The 16,691-nt window shown below is 52.1% G+C and carries 14 protein-coding genes; 5 read left to right on the top strand and 9 right to left on the bottom strand.

From position 1 onward, the window contains the following. Positions 1-18: 18 nt before the first annotated feature. The 4 genes from R70723_RS12540 to R70723_RS12525 form a co-directional block, all read right to left on the bottom strand. Entirely contained in the window at positions 19-372 is a 354-nt protein-coding gene (locus R70723_RS12540; RefSeq protein ID WP_039872414.1) for a hypothetical protein, read from the bottom strand. A 688-nt stretch (positions 373-1,060) separates the two neighbouring features. Beyond that, the gene (locus tag R70723_RS12535) at positions 1,061-1,708 is read right to left on the bottom strand and encodes a YcnI family copper-binding membrane protein (RefSeq protein WP_052421294.1); all 648 of its coding nucleotides are present in this window, start codon (positions 1,706-1,708) and stop codon (positions 1,061-1,063) included. A 43-nt stretch (positions 1,709-1,751) separates the two neighbouring features. Then, positions 1,752-2,417 carry a response regulator gene (locus R70723_RS12530; RefSeq protein ID WP_039872412.1) on the bottom strand — a complete coding sequence of 222 codons (666 nt, stop codon included), beginning with the start codon at positions 2,415-2,417 and terminating at the stop codon, positions 1,752-1,754. Beyond that, positions 2,386-3,234: a sensor histidine kinase gene (locus R70723_RS12525; protein WP_231574876.1), complete on the bottom strand. Its 849-nt coding sequence runs from the start codon at positions 3,232-3,234 to the stop codon at positions 2,386-2,388. Before R70723_RS12525 ends, R70723_RS12530 begins: the two co-directional genes overlap by 32 nt. A 310-nt stretch (positions 3,235-3,544) precedes the next feature. On the opposite strand from R70723_RS12525, the gene R70723_RS12520 reads away from it, so the two are divergent. The 4 genes from R70723_RS12520 (at position 3,545) to R70723_RS12505 (ending at position 6,915) form a co-directional block, all read left to right on the top strand. Then, the gene (locus tag R70723_RS12520) at positions 3,545-4,240 is read left to right on the top strand and encodes a response regulator transcription factor (protein WP_039872408.1); all 696 of its coding nucleotides are present in this window, start codon (positions 3,545-3,547) and stop codon (positions 4,238-4,240) included. Beyond that, a complete protein-coding gene (locus tag R70723_RS12515) occupies positions 4,233-5,327 on the top strand; it encodes a sensor histidine kinase (protein ID WP_039872406.1) in 1,095 nt (364 codons plus the stop codon). Before R70723_RS12520 ends, R70723_RS12515 begins: the two co-directional genes overlap by 8 nt. Positions 5,328-5,447: 120 nt before the next feature. After that, positions 5,448-6,311 carry a D-Ala-D-Ala carboxypeptidase VanY gene (locus R70723_RS12510; RefSeq protein WP_039872404.1) on the top strand — a complete coding sequence of 288 codons (864 nt, stop codon included), beginning with the start codon at positions 5,448-5,450 and terminating at the stop codon, positions 6,309-6,311. A gap of 49 nt (positions 6,312-6,360) precedes the next feature. Further along, positions 6,361-6,915 (top strand): VanZ family protein, encoded by a 555-nt coding sequence (locus R70723_RS12505; protein ID WP_052421293.1) that lies wholly within the window; start codon positions 6,361-6,363, stop codon positions 6,913-6,915. A 984-nt stretch (positions 6,916-7,899) separates the two neighbouring features. On the opposite strand, the gene R70723_RS12500 is transcribed toward R70723_RS12505, so the two are convergent. The 5 genes from R70723_RS12500 to R70723_RS12480 all read right to left on the bottom strand — a co-directional run bounded on the left by R70723_RS12500 (position 7,900) and on the right by R70723_RS12480 (position 16,042). Then, positions 7,900-8,937 (bottom strand): hypothetical protein, encoded by a 1,038-nt coding sequence (locus tag R70723_RS12500; RefSeq protein ID WP_052421292.1) that lies wholly within the window; start codon positions 8,935-8,937, stop codon positions 7,900-7,902. Between the two features lie 21 nt (positions 8,938-8,958). Next, the gene (gene cysK, locus R70723_RS12495; RefSeq protein WP_039872401.1) at positions 8,959-9,879 is read right to left on the bottom strand and encodes a cysteine synthase A; all 921 of its coding nucleotides are present in this window, start codon (positions 9,877-9,879) and stop codon (positions 8,959-8,961) included. Positions 9,880-9,996: 117 nt separating this feature from the next. Then, on the bottom strand, positions 9,997-10,854 hold the full coding sequence (locus tag R70723_RS12490) for a DMT family transporter (protein WP_039878666.1): 858 nt from the start codon (positions 10,852-10,854) through the stop codon (positions 9,997-9,999). 196 nt (positions 10,855-11,050) lie between these two features. After that, a complete protein-coding gene (locus R70723_RS12485) occupies positions 11,051-11,974 on the bottom strand; it encodes an AraC family transcriptional regulator (protein ID WP_039872399.1) in 924 nt (307 codons plus the stop codon). Between the two features lie 156 nt (positions 11,975-12,130). Next, positions 12,131-16,042 carry a galactose-binding domain-containing protein gene (locus tag R70723_RS12480; protein WP_039872397.1) on the bottom strand — a complete coding sequence of 1,304 codons (3,912 nt, stop codon included), beginning with the start codon at positions 16,040-16,042 and terminating at the stop codon, positions 12,131-12,133. A 216-nt stretch (positions 16,043-16,258) separates the two neighbouring features. On the opposite strand from R70723_RS12480, the gene R70723_RS12475 reads away from it, so the two are divergent. Then, entirely contained in the window at positions 16,259-16,684 is a 426-nt protein-coding gene (locus R70723_RS12475; RefSeq protein ID WP_039872395.1) for a hypothetical protein, read from the top strand. Positions 16,685-16,691: the final 7 nt, after the last annotated feature.

Raw genomic sequence — 16,691 nt, 5'->3', positions numbered from 1 at the left:
GGACAGAGTTTTTTGAGACTATCCCTTAATGATTTCAAATGTGATCTGTCTGCAATATAATCTAAAAATATTATTTTCATATTCAACTACCTTGAATCTTAAATTCTCTAGCTGGTCCTTAGATATATCCGTGATATCAAAGTATAACCAGCATACTAATCCCGCTAGCTGCCCTGTTTCCAGTTCGCTTACCCCTGTAAATGTTATCAATAATTGTTCCTCGTAATCAAAAGTTGATTGAGCCAGAGTGATTTGTAGAGTCGTCCGAAAATCGTCTAGCTCAGAAGCGCGAGTTAATTGAAATGAAGTTAAGTAACCGAAGTTCCTTTTTACTTGATCAAAATCGGATATGTGAGCTTTGTATTTGTTCATGTTATCCTCCTCGCACATTATATCTATACCACCTTGAGTTCCTATTCTCTTTCTGGCTATCGAAACTAAACCCTACACGTGCAGTGTTACTCATCCCATTTGATGTTCCTCATTGGTCCACATCATTAGTTGGTTTTATACTAAATTCTGATTTAACGTTCCGTTTATTGGATTTCCATCGATTTCAGTAAAATCACCTCGTCTATGTTTGCATCCACATACTAAATCACTCAAATTTATTTAACACCTTCCTTATTTCTCTGATATCAGATGTAAGTTGAGTCATTAAATGTTTATTTTTATCTGAATCACGTACTGCAAAATCCATCCCACCAAAAAAATCAATATGCAGCGCCATAATTTTATCCTTAATTTCATTCTCTACACCGCAATATTTTGTTTCATAAAGGCAACCGGTGGTTCTCGTTCATCACTTCCGGTAATCCCGCTGGCGGCAGTAGCTCACAGCCTTCCAAACGGCTGATTTCAGCAATAAGTTCTTTGATCATAGCTCCTCCTCGAAACTGGCATGCATGCGAAATACGCAAGCCATGCCCTTCTCTAGATCTAATTTATACATATATAACCATATACACAACAAAAAACTGCGGAACCCCCATCCCGGAAAAGGACAAAGCATTCCGCAGTTATTTATCTTCACATTGTTATTCCGTTGTCTATCCCTGCCCTACTCCTTCTTCCCCCGAAGCAGCGCGATCGCCGACAGCAGGAAGGCCAGCAGAGAAATCCCCAGCGTGATGTAGACCATCGGCGAAGTGCTGCCGGATTCCACGTTCTCCATAATCGCCTCATGCTCATCCATGGTCATGGAGCCGGAGTGTGCAGCCCCTCCATGGGAATGGGCGTCACCGCCGCCAGCGGCCTGGACGATCTCAGTAACAGAATGCGGCGTGTCGCTGCCTTCTTCACCGGACCATTGCACCAGACTGCCGTCAGCATAATGCTGGTAGGCATCCCAGGCGATATCGCCGGCAGTATCCGGGTTCTTGGCTGTGAAGTAGAAGCGCTGGAACTGGCCGGCCAAGATGCCGTCACCGGTTGATATCCAGCTGATTTTGTTGCCTTCGACCGTAACGGTCCAGCCCGGCGTCGTTTCATATTGCTTGAACTCGGCGCCTTCCGGCATGCGAAGGTCGATCTGAGTTGTGGCAATGTCTTTTTCCGACGGGACCTTCAGTGTATAGGTTTCCCAGGCGCCTGTGGTGGATTCAGCCGGTGATACGGTTACATGGGCGCTGGCCACAGCGGCAAATAGTGATAGTGCAGCTGCCATAGGGGCAGCAAGTGTCAGTAGTTTACGAAGCAGTTTATTCAAGATAGTTCCCCCTCAATGGATGATTGTTTCTTCTAATAATGCTTTATCTTTTCCGCGGAAAATCCCGCTCCCGGCGGGCCAGTCCCTGCTCCAGGGCATAGCGGGTCAGTTGTGTACGGTTCTGGAGCTGCAGCTTTTGCAAAATGTTCTTAAGATGGTTTTTGACCGTATGCTCAGAGATCCCGAGGGTTGTCGCAATCTCCTTATTTGTGGAGCCGGAGGATACACAGCCCAGTATTTCCTTCTCGCGCGCCGTTAATGCTTCCCGCTCCTCTTTGCCGGAGGTCACTGCAAATTCTTTCAGAATCTGAAAAGCCAGCTCCCGGCTCAGCGGGACCTCCTCACTAACAATGGCCACTAAATATTCGATCCAGGTGGACGGGGCCAGATTTTTCAGCAAATATCCCTGCGCACCCTGCTTCAACGCTTCGAACAGATAGGAGATTTCATCCGAGACAGTAACGATGACGATCCGGACATACGGATATTCCAGCTTAATGCGCCGCGTCGTCTCCAGTCCATCCATTCCCGGCATTTCGATGTCGATCAGAATCAGGTCAGGCATCCACTGGCCGGTCATAACAATCGCCTCGGCACCGCTGCCGACCGCACCGATCACTTCAAAGCGCTCATCCAGTGACACGATTTCGGTCATGGCCTCACGTGCATGCGCATGATCATCGACGATCATCACCCGGTATCGGTTCATCTGCGGTCCCTCCCTTCACAATTTCAACGGCCGTTCCTTCCGGTCCGGATATCAGGCCGAGCTGCCAGCCCATGCTTTCCGTGCGCTCCCGCATAATCTGCAGTCCATAGCTTCCATTTACCTGAAAAGGGTCCATATGCACTATACCGCCGCCGTTATCTGCCACGCTTACCTTCCAGCGCTGCTTATCACCTGTGCCTGTAATTTTTACCATACCGGCGCGGGTATGCTTGCGTACATTAATAACAGCTTCCCTGATACAGGACAGCAGCTCCGCCTGCTCTTTACTCGTCAGGGCATCAGCCTGCAGCTGCCAGTCGAGCGCAACCTCAATCATGACCTCACCGGCGATCCGTTTCAGCTGCTCCTGTACCGACCGTTCCAGGGAAAATTCCTCCTCCCCCGAGACCGGCACCTTGAGGCTGGCGATGGCCTGGCGGACATAGCGGTTCACTTCATGCACTGTCTTTTTCAGCTGATCCACATGCTCTGCGCTGACTGTGCCCTTCTGCTGGTTCTGCTCCAGCCGGTCAATACGCACAGACAGCAAAAACAGGGACTGCGCCATCCCGTCATGCAGCTCCTTCGCCAGCCCTTCGCGGGCTTCCATTGCCGTTGTTGCCGCCCGTTTCTCCTCCAGCTCCTGCCGGTTACGCTCCATAATCCGGAACAGCGGCAGCAGCAAAATAATACTGAACACGAACACAAGCACCGGTGTTAAATAGTTCCCCATATCCATCGAGATGTACGGCATCAGAAACTGGTGGCGCACGAACTCCCAAATCCCGACCATTAATGTGGGAATCAGCAGAATCAACAGCTTAATCGTCGTATACGTTGCCGTCCCCTCCCCAAATTCAGTTCTAAAGGTATCATTACCAGCCGGCTGCCGGCATGACTCTTTCGGGCTATACCTTTACATTAAATGTTACAAAATTAAGTATTTTAAAAATAATCCGACTGTGACTGCAGGCCGCCTGATCTCTTGTTACTTCGTCATTTACTATGTACAGCCTATTCTATTATTCACGATTCCTGTTCGCGAAACAACTTCCGATAAGGTACACTAGGAGCAAAGCGCTGTATAGGTACGTGCTTAAGATTATGGTTACAGGAGCGAATATGAAATGAAACGGATAACAATCCTTATCGCCGACGACGATGCTGAAATTGCCGGACTGGTAGCTCTGCATCTGGAAAAAGAGGGCTATCACACCGTCAAGGTGACCGATGGCAAAGCCGCGGTACAAGCCGTCCAGTCCCGCCACATTGATCTGGCGGTTCTTGATATTATGATGCCCGGCCTAGACGGGCATGAGGTGACCCGGCAGATCCGCGAGCAGCATCAGCTGCCGATTATTTTTCTGAGTGCCAAAACCTCGGACCTCGACAAAATCACCGGGCTGGTCATCGGCGCCGACGATTATATGACGAAGCCGTTCAACCCGATGGAACTGGTAGCCCGGGTAAACGCGCAGCTGCGCCGCTTCATGCAGCTTAACCAGCCACAGGCTGAGCGCAGGCCGGTGCTTGAATCCGGCGGGCTGGTTATTGACCCCGACCGCCGGACGGTGGAGCTGTTCGGAACGAACGTTGAGCTGACCCCCAAGGAATTCGACATTTTGTACCTGCTGGCCAGCTATCCGAAGAAGGTGTTCAGCGCGGAGAATCTGTTCCAGCAGGTGTGGGGCGAGGCTTATTTTGAGAGCGGAAATACCGTTATGGTTCACATCCGCACGCTGCGCAAAAAGCTTGGCGAGGAGCAGAACAAGAACAAACTGATCAAAACCATATGGGGAGTAGGTTATACGTTCAATGGCTAAAAGGTTTCGCAGCTTCCGCTTCCAGATGATCTTCCTACTCACGCTGAGCATGCTATGCTCCGGTATTATCACCTATGGGCTGTACAAGGTTCTGCAGCTGTATTATACGTCCACCGTTATGGCCGAAGACCCGCTCGCCCGGTTCCGGTATATGATCAGTAATATCGGGGACCTTAATTTCTTCCTGATCTTTTTTATACCGTTGGCCCTGGTCTTCTTCTACCTGTTTACGAAGCCGTATGCCCGCTATTTCCGTGAGATTTCACAGCAGATCCGTCAGCTGGCAGAAGGGAATTTTACCAGCCGGATCACCATCCCCTCGCAGGATGAGTTCGGGGACATTGCTGCCGATCTGAATGTAACCAGCGGCAAGCTGCAGCAGGCGGTGGAGCGGGGGGATTTTGCCGAGAACAGCAAGGACCAGCTGGTGCTCAATCTGGCGCATGATCTGCGCACACCGCTGACCTCTGTGCTGGGTTATCTCGATTATGTGCTGAAGGATGAAGCCTTATCTGCCGAACAGGTAAGGCATTACACCTCCATCGCCTATACCAAATCACGGCGGCTGGAGCGGCTGATCGATGAGCTGTTTGAGCTTACCCGGATGAACTACGGCATGCTCAAGATTGACCGCAATCCGCTCGATCTGAGCGAGCTGCTCGTCCAGCTTCATGAGGAGCTGTACCCGCTGCTGGACAACAACGGGCTGACTGCCCGGCTGGAGCTGGCTCCCGTTATGGAAATTCAAGGTGACGGTGAGCTGCTGGCCCGCGTATTCGAGAACCTGCTGACCAATGCGGTCCGTTACGGCAAGGACGGCCAGTATGTCGATATCAGCTGCAAGGAAGAGGACGGACAGGCAGTTGTCCGGGTAACCAATTACGGGGGCAGCATTCAGCCTGCGGATTTGCCCTTTGTATTTGATATGTTTTATACAGGCGACCGGGCGCGGAGCCATCAGGAGGGCAGCACCGGGCTCGGCCTGTTCATCGCCAAAAATATTGTCGAGCAGCACAAAGGCGAGGTTACGGTAGCCAGTGATCCGGTCCGCACAAGCTTTGTAGTAAAGCTGCCGCTTGGTGTGTAAGCAGCAGCCCGTCTGCAACTCCGCCTTCAGCCGGCTTTTAAGAAAAAATTTATTTTTACCCCGCTTCTATTTAAACGCTGCTCCTTATTCTTGAGTTATCAGGACAAGGAGGAAGCCGAAATGAAGAAGCGGGTTTTTTGCGCGGTTTTGATTGCATTACTGGGCTGGGAGGCTCTGCGGCAAATGAACGGAACTGGTGAACCGGCTGACGGGCTGCAGATGGTCCAGGTCATGAACGGTGAAGGTAAACGGTCTGATCTGACTGCCGTTTCAGCAAGCCGTGTGCACCAGGGCAATCTGCTGCTGGTTAACAAGGATTATCCGGTGCATTCGGAGGGTGTCACGTCCGACATCATTAAATTGGCAGAGCACAGGGAGCTGACGGCCGGCTATGCGCTGCTTGATAATGACACCCGGCTGTCCAAAACAGTAGCCCTGCAATTTTCAAAAATGGTCGAAGCAGCAGCTGGAGAAGGAGTCAGCCAGTTTCTGATCAGCAGCGGCTACCGGGATACTGACAAACAGAAGCAGCTTTATGAGGAAAAAGGAGCCGATTACGCCCTTCCGCCCGGCCACAGCGAGCATAACCTCGGGCTGTCGCTGGATATCGGGTCCTCGCAGATGGAGATGAGCCGTGCACCTGAAGGCCGGTGGCTGGAGGCTAATGCCTGGGACTATGGCTTCATCCTCCGCTATCCCAAGGACAAGTCGGACATCACCGGCATCCAGTATGAGCCCTGGCATTTCCGTTATGTCGGCTTGCCGCACAGCATCATTATGCGCGACAAGCACTATACGCTGGAGGAGTATCTTGATTTCCTGAAGGAGCAGCAATCGGTTACCGTAAAAGTTAAAGGGACGGTATACCAGATTTCCTATTATCCTGTTAACGGCAGCAGCACCTTCATACCTGTACCTGCCGGGCAGCAATGTGACATATCGGGCAATAACATAGAGGGATTGATCATAACCTCACATCCATAATATCCGGCCTTATTGCTATATCCGTCCCCCTAGAAAGGAGAGTCACCCCATGAACCAGACCCGGGTTATGCGTGAAAAAAAGGCTGCTTCTGTGAAACGCACAGCGCAGCAGCCGGACGCTTTTGCCAAGCTCCGTTCGGCCGGTCTGCAAGCTGTATTCGCAGTCTATATCTATGTATTGTTCAAAATCATCCTTTTCAAGTTCAGTCCGATCGACTTCCGCTTTCTGTGGCACCAGCTGCAGCGCAGTCCGGATACGATCCTGCGCCAGCTGCGGCTGGGCAACTTCACTCCGCTGGAGACCGTCTATAATACATTTGATCCGGTTACTGTAACCAAGCTGGTGAACCTTGTCGGAAATATCGCGTTATTTATCCCTTTCGGTATATTTATAGCTCTTTTGTCCTCTAACCGGAAGATTACCTGGTTCGGCGTAATGCTACGCTCCTTCGGACTCAGCGCTGTGCTTGAATGTGCGCAAGGGCTGTTCTCGATCGGTACGTTCGACGTTGACGATCTGCTGCTGAACACCTTAGGCGGTGTAATCGGCTACGGCTTGTTCAGGCTGTGGCGGGCAGGCCAAAAAGCCCGGCCGGCGCAATGAAGTGCCGGCAGGCTTTTGACTTTTGTTTGCTGAAATGGCGTGTTCCAGGCTGTCGCTAAACAGATTAAGTGGAAATTTGTCACCTAATTCTCTAGCAAACGCTGGAACGGGACGATTAGCTGGAAAAAGGACACTTAATTTCACTCGATCTGCGCTAAACCGGGTTTTAGGCTGAAATAAGTGACTTTTTTCCACCTAATGAACGAAAAAACCCGGATTTGAGGAAATTAGGTGGCGAAAATCAAACTAAAGTTGGAATGGGCCTGAGAAAAGCACCTTTGAGATCAGCCGTGGCGGCGGAGAACTATTAGCTTGCTGGAATGGGGTGTTCCAGGCTGTCGCTAAACAGATTAAGTGGAAATTTGTCACCTAATTCTCTAGCAAACGCTGGAACGGGACGATTAGCTGGAAAAAGGACACTTAATTTCACTCGATCTGCGCTAAACCGGGTTTTAGGCTGAAATAAGTGACTTTTTTCCACCTAATGAACGAAAAAACCCGGATTTGAGGAAATTAGGTGGCGAAAATCAAACTAATGATGAAGTGTCCCTGCAAAGTAGCAACTTTGAAGTTTAGCCGTGACGGCGGAGAACTATACGTTAGTGCTAGTGCTAGTGCTACTGCTACAACTACAACTACAACTACACTTACTCCATCAACAACTACACTTACTCCATCTACTACACTATCTACCCATCCACTACACTCCAACTCCAACTCCATCTACTATACACTTAATCTATCCTCTACACTCCAACTCCATCTACTACTACACTTACTCCATCCACTACTACACTTCAACCCCATCCACTGCACTTCGACTCCATCTACTCCCACACTCCAGTTCCATCTACTCCAATCCAACTCCATCTACTGCTACACCTTAACTACACTACTGCTACAACTACACTTTTAGCTCTAACTCCAGCTCAAGCCACACCTACCAACTACAGTTACTGCTCTAGCTCCTTACAGAAATCTCCATCACAGCGGCGAAGTATAGCGGTCGTACTGGATATCCAGCTCTTTAAACGTCTCTCCGGTCTGCTCCAGGAAAAAGCTGTTGATCCCCTCTGCCCCGAGCCAATTCACACCCAGCAGCAGTCCGTCAGTTGTCCTGGCCGCGAACAGCAGGGAGAACATCTGCGGGATGACTTCACCGCCGTCGTCGACACGCCAGACCGAGTACTCGTTGTCGGTGATCTCGGCAGGGTAATCCATAAAGCTGAGTTTGCCTTCTTCCTCCAGCACCAGGCTGAACAGCATATCCTTGTTCTGTCTGACGAACTGGACAAGGTATAGCTCCCGGCCCGGCGGCAGACTGGCCAGCTTCCAGGCCGACTGGATCTCCCGGTGCTTGGCATCCGTTATGCTCTTGCGCACCGGATCAGATTCAGGCAGCTGATCAGCATCTGCCGGTCCCGGTTCAACAGGTACCAGAGCCTCCAGTTGGAAGGTGGATGAATTCACGAGATAATAGGTTTCATCTGGAACCGCTGCATCGCCATCGACCGTAAATACATAGCCGGATATATTGGGCAGGTTAACGGCCAGCTCCCGGCCGTTGTTCTGGTCATTGCCCTCCTGCCAGCCCCCGAACCGCACCCGGAGCACCTGGCCTCCGCTACCGATGGCGGTATCCAGCGCCTGCATCTGCAGCTCCTCGTCATTCCCCTCCCGGGTGACAAGGAGCTGCCTGCCGGCTTCCCCGGCAAACCCGAACACCGGCTGCAGCGCAGCCGGATCCAGCACCGCCGCCTCAGCAGGCGTAGCCGCCGGACCGGGCGTTTGCGTTGCGGCAGCAGCAGACGCTCCAGCTCCAGCTCCGGCTCCAGCAGTTGCAGCTCCTGACGCAACCGGACTTGCATCTCCCTGATTAGCATCCTGCCCGCTGCCGGCACCTGAACAACCCGCAAGGCTCAGAGCAACTGCCATAACAGCCGCCAGTACAGCAGCCGGCTTCAATCGCTTAGGCATGCTGAGTGCCTTAAAGCTATGATATCCTCTCATGATCCGCTTCATCTCGTTCCCTCCGTCCGGGAATTAGAATATTCCCATACTCAGATAGCGTTCCCCTGTATCCGGCGCAATACACAGCACCCGCTTGCCGGGCCCGAGCCGGCGTGCCTCCTGCAGCGCAGTCCAGACGGCCGCGCCGCCGGAAGGGCCGATCAGAATACCTTCCTTACTGGCCAGCGCACGGACAGTCTCCAGTGCAGCTTCATCCTCCACCTGGACGATTTCATCATATACGCCAGTGTTAAGGATTGCCGGGATGAAGCCGGGGCTTGTGCCGACCAGCTTATGCGGTCCGGGCTGGCCGCCGGACAGTACGGGTGAGCCGTGCGGCTCAACAACGACGATCCGGATGCCCGGCAGCTCCCGGCGCAGCACCTCGCCGGTTCCAGTGATGGTTCCGCCGGTCCCCGAGGTGGCGACAAACACGTCAAGCCGCCCTTCCATCTGCTCGATAATTTCCGGGGCGGTCGTCGTGCGGTGGATATCCGGATTGGCGGCATTCTCGAACTGCTGCGGAATGAAGCTGCCCGGAATGGCTGCCCCCAGCTCCAGCGCCTTGGCAATCGCACCCGGCATCCGCTCTGCCGCCGGAGTCAGTACCACATCAGCGCCATATGCCTTCAGGATGTTGATCCGTTCCTTCGTCATATTATCAGGCATGACGAGAATGGCCTTATAGCCTTTTGCTGCAGCGTTCATCGCAAGGCCAATGCCGGTATTGCCGCTGGTCGGCTCGATGATCGTTCCGCCCGGCTGCAGCCGTCCGTCCAGCTCTGCCTGGAGGATCAGATTATAGGCCGCGCGGTCTTTTACACTGCCGCTGGGGTTGAACATCTCCAGCTTGACGTAGACTTCCGCATCATCAGGGCCGGTCAGGCGGTTAAGCCGCACAGCCGGCGTGTCCCCGATCAGCTCGGCGATATTATTCACTACTTTCGATTTCATACTTTCGTCCTCCCTTATCCTTCATGGTATACATTATACAATTAACGGCGGTCAAGGACCTGTGTGAACAAGTCCCTGACCGCCGCCGTTTGCTTAACTGTTACACTTCCCGGTCACTCATTTCTCCCGGACAACCAATAGTACACCTATAAAAATAAATGCGGTGCCTGTCCAAAAAGTCAAACCAATCTGTTCACCAAGCAGCAGCCACCCCAGCAGTGTACCGACGACCGGCTGCAGGAAGAAAAACAAACCACCGCTGGATGCATTCAGCATCTGCAGGCCGCGGTTCCACAGCAGAAAGCCGCAGGCTGTCGAAATAATCCCCAGATACAGCAGACCGCCCCAGATCGACGGGTGCAGCATCGCCTGGAGATCGAGCCTGGGGAGCCGGCTTACCGTAAACGGAGTAATCACAGCAAACGCTACGAGGATACTGTAGAACGTGACAACAATCTGTGAGTATTGTCCCGGCACTTTTTTTACGAGGACAGACATTAGTGCCCAGGTAAGTGCCGCAACAAGCAGAGATATGCCCCCAAGCCGCAGCGAAGGATCGATACTCCCGGTTCCTACAATAACGCCTACGCCGGTAGTTGCCAATATGATCGACAATGCTTTTTTGAGCGTAATCCGCTCTTTAAGGATGATCCTTGCAAACAGCACCATAAACGCCGGTGTCGTTGAAGTAATGATAGCGCCCATCTGTGCAGTAGACAGCATCGTGCCCGCTTCCTGAGTCAGAATGGAGACCGTGTTGCCAATCAGGCCTATCAGGATAATCAGCAGCATATCCCGTTTGGCAATACGCCACGACTGCTTTGTTACAACCCCGATGACCAGCAGGGCAATAATGGCAATCAAATAACGGAGCCACACGATTTCGAGCGGCGGCACAACGTCCACCACATGCTTTACAACAACATACATACCGCCCCAGATGCTGGCAGCCAGTGACAAAAACAATGATCCCATTACCTTCGACTTCTTCAATTGTGTACCCTCCGTTTGTTAGACAAGTCCTTGTTTGTCCTTAACGGAGTTGCAGTTTTCTGCTGTTAAGGAAGAAGAACTGCAGGTACATCACACTCAAACCGCGGTGCAGCCATCATTACTGTTCAACTCGCTTTCAAAAGCATAATTTCATTACATTTTACACGAAAGCTATAGTTTAGGATAGGGTCCGTTTGATAGGGACATACAGGTCAATTTTGGCCTTGCCCTCAGGATCGGAGTAGGGATCATTCATACAGAACTCGAGGGCGTCACGGTCATCAGGCTCATACCCGCTTGAAGGCAGCCACCCGCCGTACACACTCTGATACGCAATGGCAAGCTTGTCGATGGTGTCATAGAACTTATAGAGCGCATACGTACCGCCGGGCAGGTCTCTAAACGCAATACCCGTATCCTCCTCCTCCTCCGTAAATCCATCTGGAACCGTAATACAGGCATCATACCTGCAGGAGCTTTCGCCGGTTACACCCGGATCATCCAAAGATATGCCGATAAAAGTTTCTGCGGCCGCCAGACCACTGCTCCGCACCCATGCACCGAGCGTTTCCCACGCCTTATACGTTTCAAGATAGCTGCCGACATGCCTTACATAGGCTACCTTATAACCTGGCAGCTCCTTCAGTTCAATGTTCATTCCCCACACTCTCCTTAGAAAATTATTACTGTTGCTGTTCAAAGCATAGTCTTTGGGAGCGGACAAATCTTCCGGATTATTGCCGGAGACTGACGGAATGTTGCTAGGTTTCTTCTGTTCAGACTTGCGCATGGCGCTTGGGGTAGTGCCAAATTCCCTTTTAAAAGCAGCATTGAAGCTGGAGAGCGAGCTGAAGCCGCACAGGGATGAAATATCCAGCATAGTCTTGTTGGTTGAACGCAGATAAGTAACGGCATGATGAAGACGTCTTTCCGTCAGATAGTTCATCGGGCTTTTATGTATAATGGCGGAGAACACTCTGGAAAAATGATATTTAGAAAAGCTGGAAACCTCTGCAAGCGTGTCGAGCTTGATGTCCTCTCCAATATGTTCTTCTATAAATTGCAGAACCGCCCCGATACGCTGCTTATAATCGTTGTTCATCCGGTATCCCCTCACCTTCTGTATTCTGCTATCAAGCATAGCAAGCAGCTGCCGGTTCATGCAATGAACGAATCATCAGCTCAGCGTACTCACTGCCCAGAATCAAAAAGCCGCTCCCCGGCGCATCCGGGAAACGGCCCTGTATGGAACAGCAGCTTACGGATTGACTGTGATCGTAAACGTGGACGTGTTATTTTTGATCGGTGTCACCGTATTGGTAATCTTCAGATTGTTGAATATAACCGAGCCGACCGCCGGACCCTGGCCTGGCTCTGCCGATTCGTTGACCCAAATGCCGACCCCTGATTTGGCATCGAAGGCATCGCCGCTTTTCTGGGCTCCCGAGATGGAGATGTTGGTAAAGACCGTGTCCGCTACCGGGAACTGCGGCGCCGAGCCGACATAGTTAGTCTGGAACATGATGCCATGGTAGGTCGGATCAATGATATCCACATCACTGACGCGGATGCCCTGGAACACCTTGGAAGCCGAGAATACCCAGATCGCCGGAAAAGTCTGTGAGCCCCAGAAGTGGCCGCCTGCGCGGACAACTGAGATATTCTGCAGATTCGTCGTTGGCGAAGCGCCGAAGCCGTTCATCGGATAGCCGAAGTCCAGTGAGCTGATCGTAATGCCCGAGTAGCACAGCGTGTCGGCAATGTATATATTGCGGAAAGTGTTTGCGTAGCCGCCGTATACCGCCACGCCGGCTGCACGCCAGGTCAGAATGGAGGTCAGATTCTCATACACGTTGTCCTTCATGTCAGCACCGCCGGAATCAATCGCCGAGAACAGTGCAAAGCTGTCATCGCCGGTTGCCCGCGCTTCGTTATTGGAAACGAGATTATTGGTGCTGCCGTTAGTCATGTTGATGCCATCGGCAAAGGTGTTGCGGATCCGGGAGTTGCGGATGGTCATATAATCGGTGTTCGCTCCCCAGTACATACAGATCATGTGCTCAGTCCAGATGTTGTCGATCGTCATATTTGCGACGTTGGCGAAGTCAAATACTTTGCCCGGACCGTCGATCCGCGAGGTGTAATTGCCAAAGTAGGCAAAGCCTGAGAAGGTGGAGCCATTGGCGCTATCCGTCGCCCTGAAGCCGACATCCGTATTCGACTGGCTGGCTGGAGCATAAAACCGTGTGTACCATGGGCCGGCTCCGATAATTTTCATCGCTTTGCCGTACACCTGGAATTTGTTCGACGTCTCATAATTGCCTGCAGGCAGATACACCCCTTCAAGCTTGCCGGTTGTATCCATCCGCACTTTGTCCAGGGCATTTTGTACATCCTGGTGGGTGAAGCCCGCTGGTACGGCATATTTGGCCGGATCAGGATTCGCTATGGGCGCAACCTGCTCCAGACTGATGAAGTCGATGGCATACTGTGAGGTGTTGGCAGCATCCTTTTGCAGGCGGATCGTACTGCCTGCCGGAATGGTGCTGTCAAACATAATATTGGCCTCATCGTAAATATGACGCGGTGAGCCTGCACCCGGCTGGTTGCCCGGACTGGTCTCGGAGCCGTACAGCCAGGCGTATTTGGAGGTCAGGCTAATCGCCTTGGTAAAGACCCCGTTGACATAAATGTTCAGGGTGGAGCTGATGCCGTCACCGCTGGCTGAATCGGGAATGGAGAACCGGGTTACCAGTGTGTTGGTACTGGCTCTGGTTGTGAATTCCACATAGCTGCCGGTTGTATTGAGCGTTACCGCTCTTCTGCCGGACGCTTCACCGGCCAGGTCGCCGATATTGCGGTTTGCCGCAAGCTTGACTGCTCCGCCGCCGGTAACACCATCCTCCGCTTCATACATGTCATACGGCATATTCGCTCCGCGGCCGATGAACAGCGGGCGTGTCTCGGTGTTGTTGGCCTGCTTGACCGGCAGCTCATTTCCGTCTACGGCAATTTGCGTTTTTACGTTGTATTTTCCGTTCACCGCAGTCCAGGTGCCCAGGGTAACGGGGGCTGTGGTAGCGCCGCTGCTGATAACGCCGCTATAGGTGCCTGTCAGGGTTTTGATCACTGCATTCGTCGCTGCATCCGTCAGGGTCAGCGTAATATTGTGGGTTCCGCCCGCAGATGCGGCTGTCCCCTGATTTTTGACCGCTGCGGTGAAGGTTACGATATTGCCGCCGGCCGGATTTCCCGGAGACCAGCTGACCGCTCCTGCAACAAGATCGGAGCTTGAGACGGGTACAACGGTTAGGGAAGAGGGACTTGTGTAGCTGTTATTCCCTTCGTTAAGCTCGATAACCGTGTTGCCTTCATCAACCTTGGCGCTTACTGCATAAGTGCCTGCATCCTTCGCTCCGATGTTCAGCGATACAGTGCCTGAAGCACCGGCGGCAAGTGTCCCCACCTGAGCCGTGCCAGCAAGCGCGGTTCCCAGATAGAAGTTTACATTCGTCGCTGCAGCTGCTGCAGTACCTGTGTTTTTGACAACAGCACTGAGTGTAATACTGTCGGTTTCTACCGGAGCAGACGGATTCCAGGACAGTGCCGTTATTGTCAGATCCGGATTGGCAGCCGGTGTTCCAAAGATTTGTAACTCCGCCACCTGGCCGGCGCTTGATCCGGTATTGGCCGTAAACTTCAGCTGCAGCTCACTGGCTGTTGCGGTAACCGGAATGGTCACTGAATTGCCAGTGGCCGGGTCGAAGGGATAGACAGCTGCCGGAACGAGTGTGGAGAATGATGTGCTGTTCTGATTACGGCCCAGTACCTCTATCGTTTGGGAGCGTGCAGCCCAGGCAGAGGCCGGATTCAGCTTCACAACGACTGATGTGATATTGGCGTTGGAGCCAAGGTTCACGCTGAGTGTATTCGGGTAGCTCCCGCCTGCCCCTTCCCAGTAAGTGGTCACATCCCCGTCATTGACATTAGCCGGGACAAAGGTAAAGACAGAGGATGAGGCGTTGACAGCTTTTCCTATAGCCAGATTTGAGGAAGGTCCTGCAGTCGGCATAGCTGTCGGTGCCGGTGTAACAGTTGCCGTCGGTGTAGGAACGGGTGTTGGAGCAGAGGTGGGCGCTACAGTTGGAGAAGGCGTTGGAGCAACGGTTGGTGCCACTGTAGGGGCCGGTGTTGGAGCAGTGGTGGGTACCGCAGTCGGACTGGTTGTCGGTGCCGCTGTAGGGGCAGTTGAGGCTGTAAGCACCAGCTGGTCCAGATTCACATTCCCGCTGTCAGACGGATCATATTTGTAGGCAATCGTGTTTGTCCCGGCATTCAGTGTCAATAATTCACTTTTAACTCCCCAGGTATCCCAGTTCGCCAGGTTAGGAAGCACCGTCTGTCTGATTTTAGTTCCATTGACATAGATGCTGAGGGTCTTGGCACTCCCCGTGGCGTTTGCATACCTCAGTGCAGCATCTACATTCCCTGCTCCGGGCACAGTTACCGTAAAAGCAGCTGCTGCTCCCTGCGTCAGGTAACCGTCAACAAAAGCGCTGCCCGTATATCCGCTGTGATCGGTATTGGTTTTGGCACCGCCGCTTAAAGCTGCTGCCTCTGCCTCATACGTTCCCGGCGTTACAGCGGCTGTACCGTAGACCTCCAGCTCGGATACCTGGGCAGCCGGCCAGCCGGTATTGGCAGTGAAATTGATTTTTATATATCTGGCCGTAGCCGCGGTAAAATTAATCGTTACGCTGTTTCCGCCCGCCGCCGGAGTGAATACATAGCTTGAGGATGCAGCAAGATTGCTGTATGAGGAATCATTAAGGCTCCCCTGAACGGACAACGTCTGCGTTCTTGTCTCCCAGCCTGCGGGGAGCTTCAGTACAACCTGGTTAACACTGCCCGCAGCTGCAAGATCGACCTTGATCCATTGCGGAAAAGCATTGCTGGCGCTCTCCCAGTACGTCCCCTGATTGCCGTCATTTGCATTCACTGCGGTATATACATCACCGACCGAGCTTGCCGTAATGCTTTTCCCCTGGGCCAGATTACCCGCCGCCGCGCTTACCGCCGGAAATATCCCCATTTGTCCCGTAATCAGCAGAACGATCAGGATGTACATCGGCAATGATCTTTTGGCAAAAGCCTTGTTTCCCCTAGACATGTTCAGCCACCTCCTATAGATTTATCAATCTATTCCACCAACGTATACGCTTACAATATATCTTTTTGCCCATCGCCTCCCGGGTATAATATAAGTTATAGAGAGACGGTGGTCGATGACCGATTCTATGCGGAGTATGTGCAAAATAACGTACCTGAGAGGAATTCTTTCTGTTGTACAGAATTAGTAGAGTATCTCATTTCCGGAGGATGACTTATGGCAGCTTCACGCAAAAATACGGATTTTTATATGTTGGCGGCATCTGTTGCTTTCTTTCTTTATTTTATCATCGCTGTTATCCCGTACGGTGATTCGCATAACTTTTTCAGTGAGGCCAGTGTGCCTGAGGGCAGCGAAATATGGCCCTATTTTTTAATGACTACACCCGCATTGCTTGTATATCTGATCATCACATTTAAATGGATTGGAAGAATCCGATTTTTACGCTGGCTGAATTACCCGGTTATTATTTTCAATATCAGCTTCATTTCTTTGATATGCCTCTCTGCCTTCAACGGCGGGACCGTCTTCTGGCTGATCTTCATTATGGGCCCGGTTTCCCTGTTACTGACCGTCATCTTTTTTACCATCGGCCTGATTAAGGACCTGAAGTTCCTTCGTGCTGCAAAAGAACAAAAATAAAAGGGAC

This window comes from Paenibacillus sp. FSL R7-0273, from assembly GCF_000758625.1.
GTDB lineage: Bacteria > Bacillota > Bacilli > Paenibacillales > Paenibacillaceae > Paenibacillus_AQ.
This window is presented reverse-complemented; position numbering and strand designations above follow the sequence as displayed.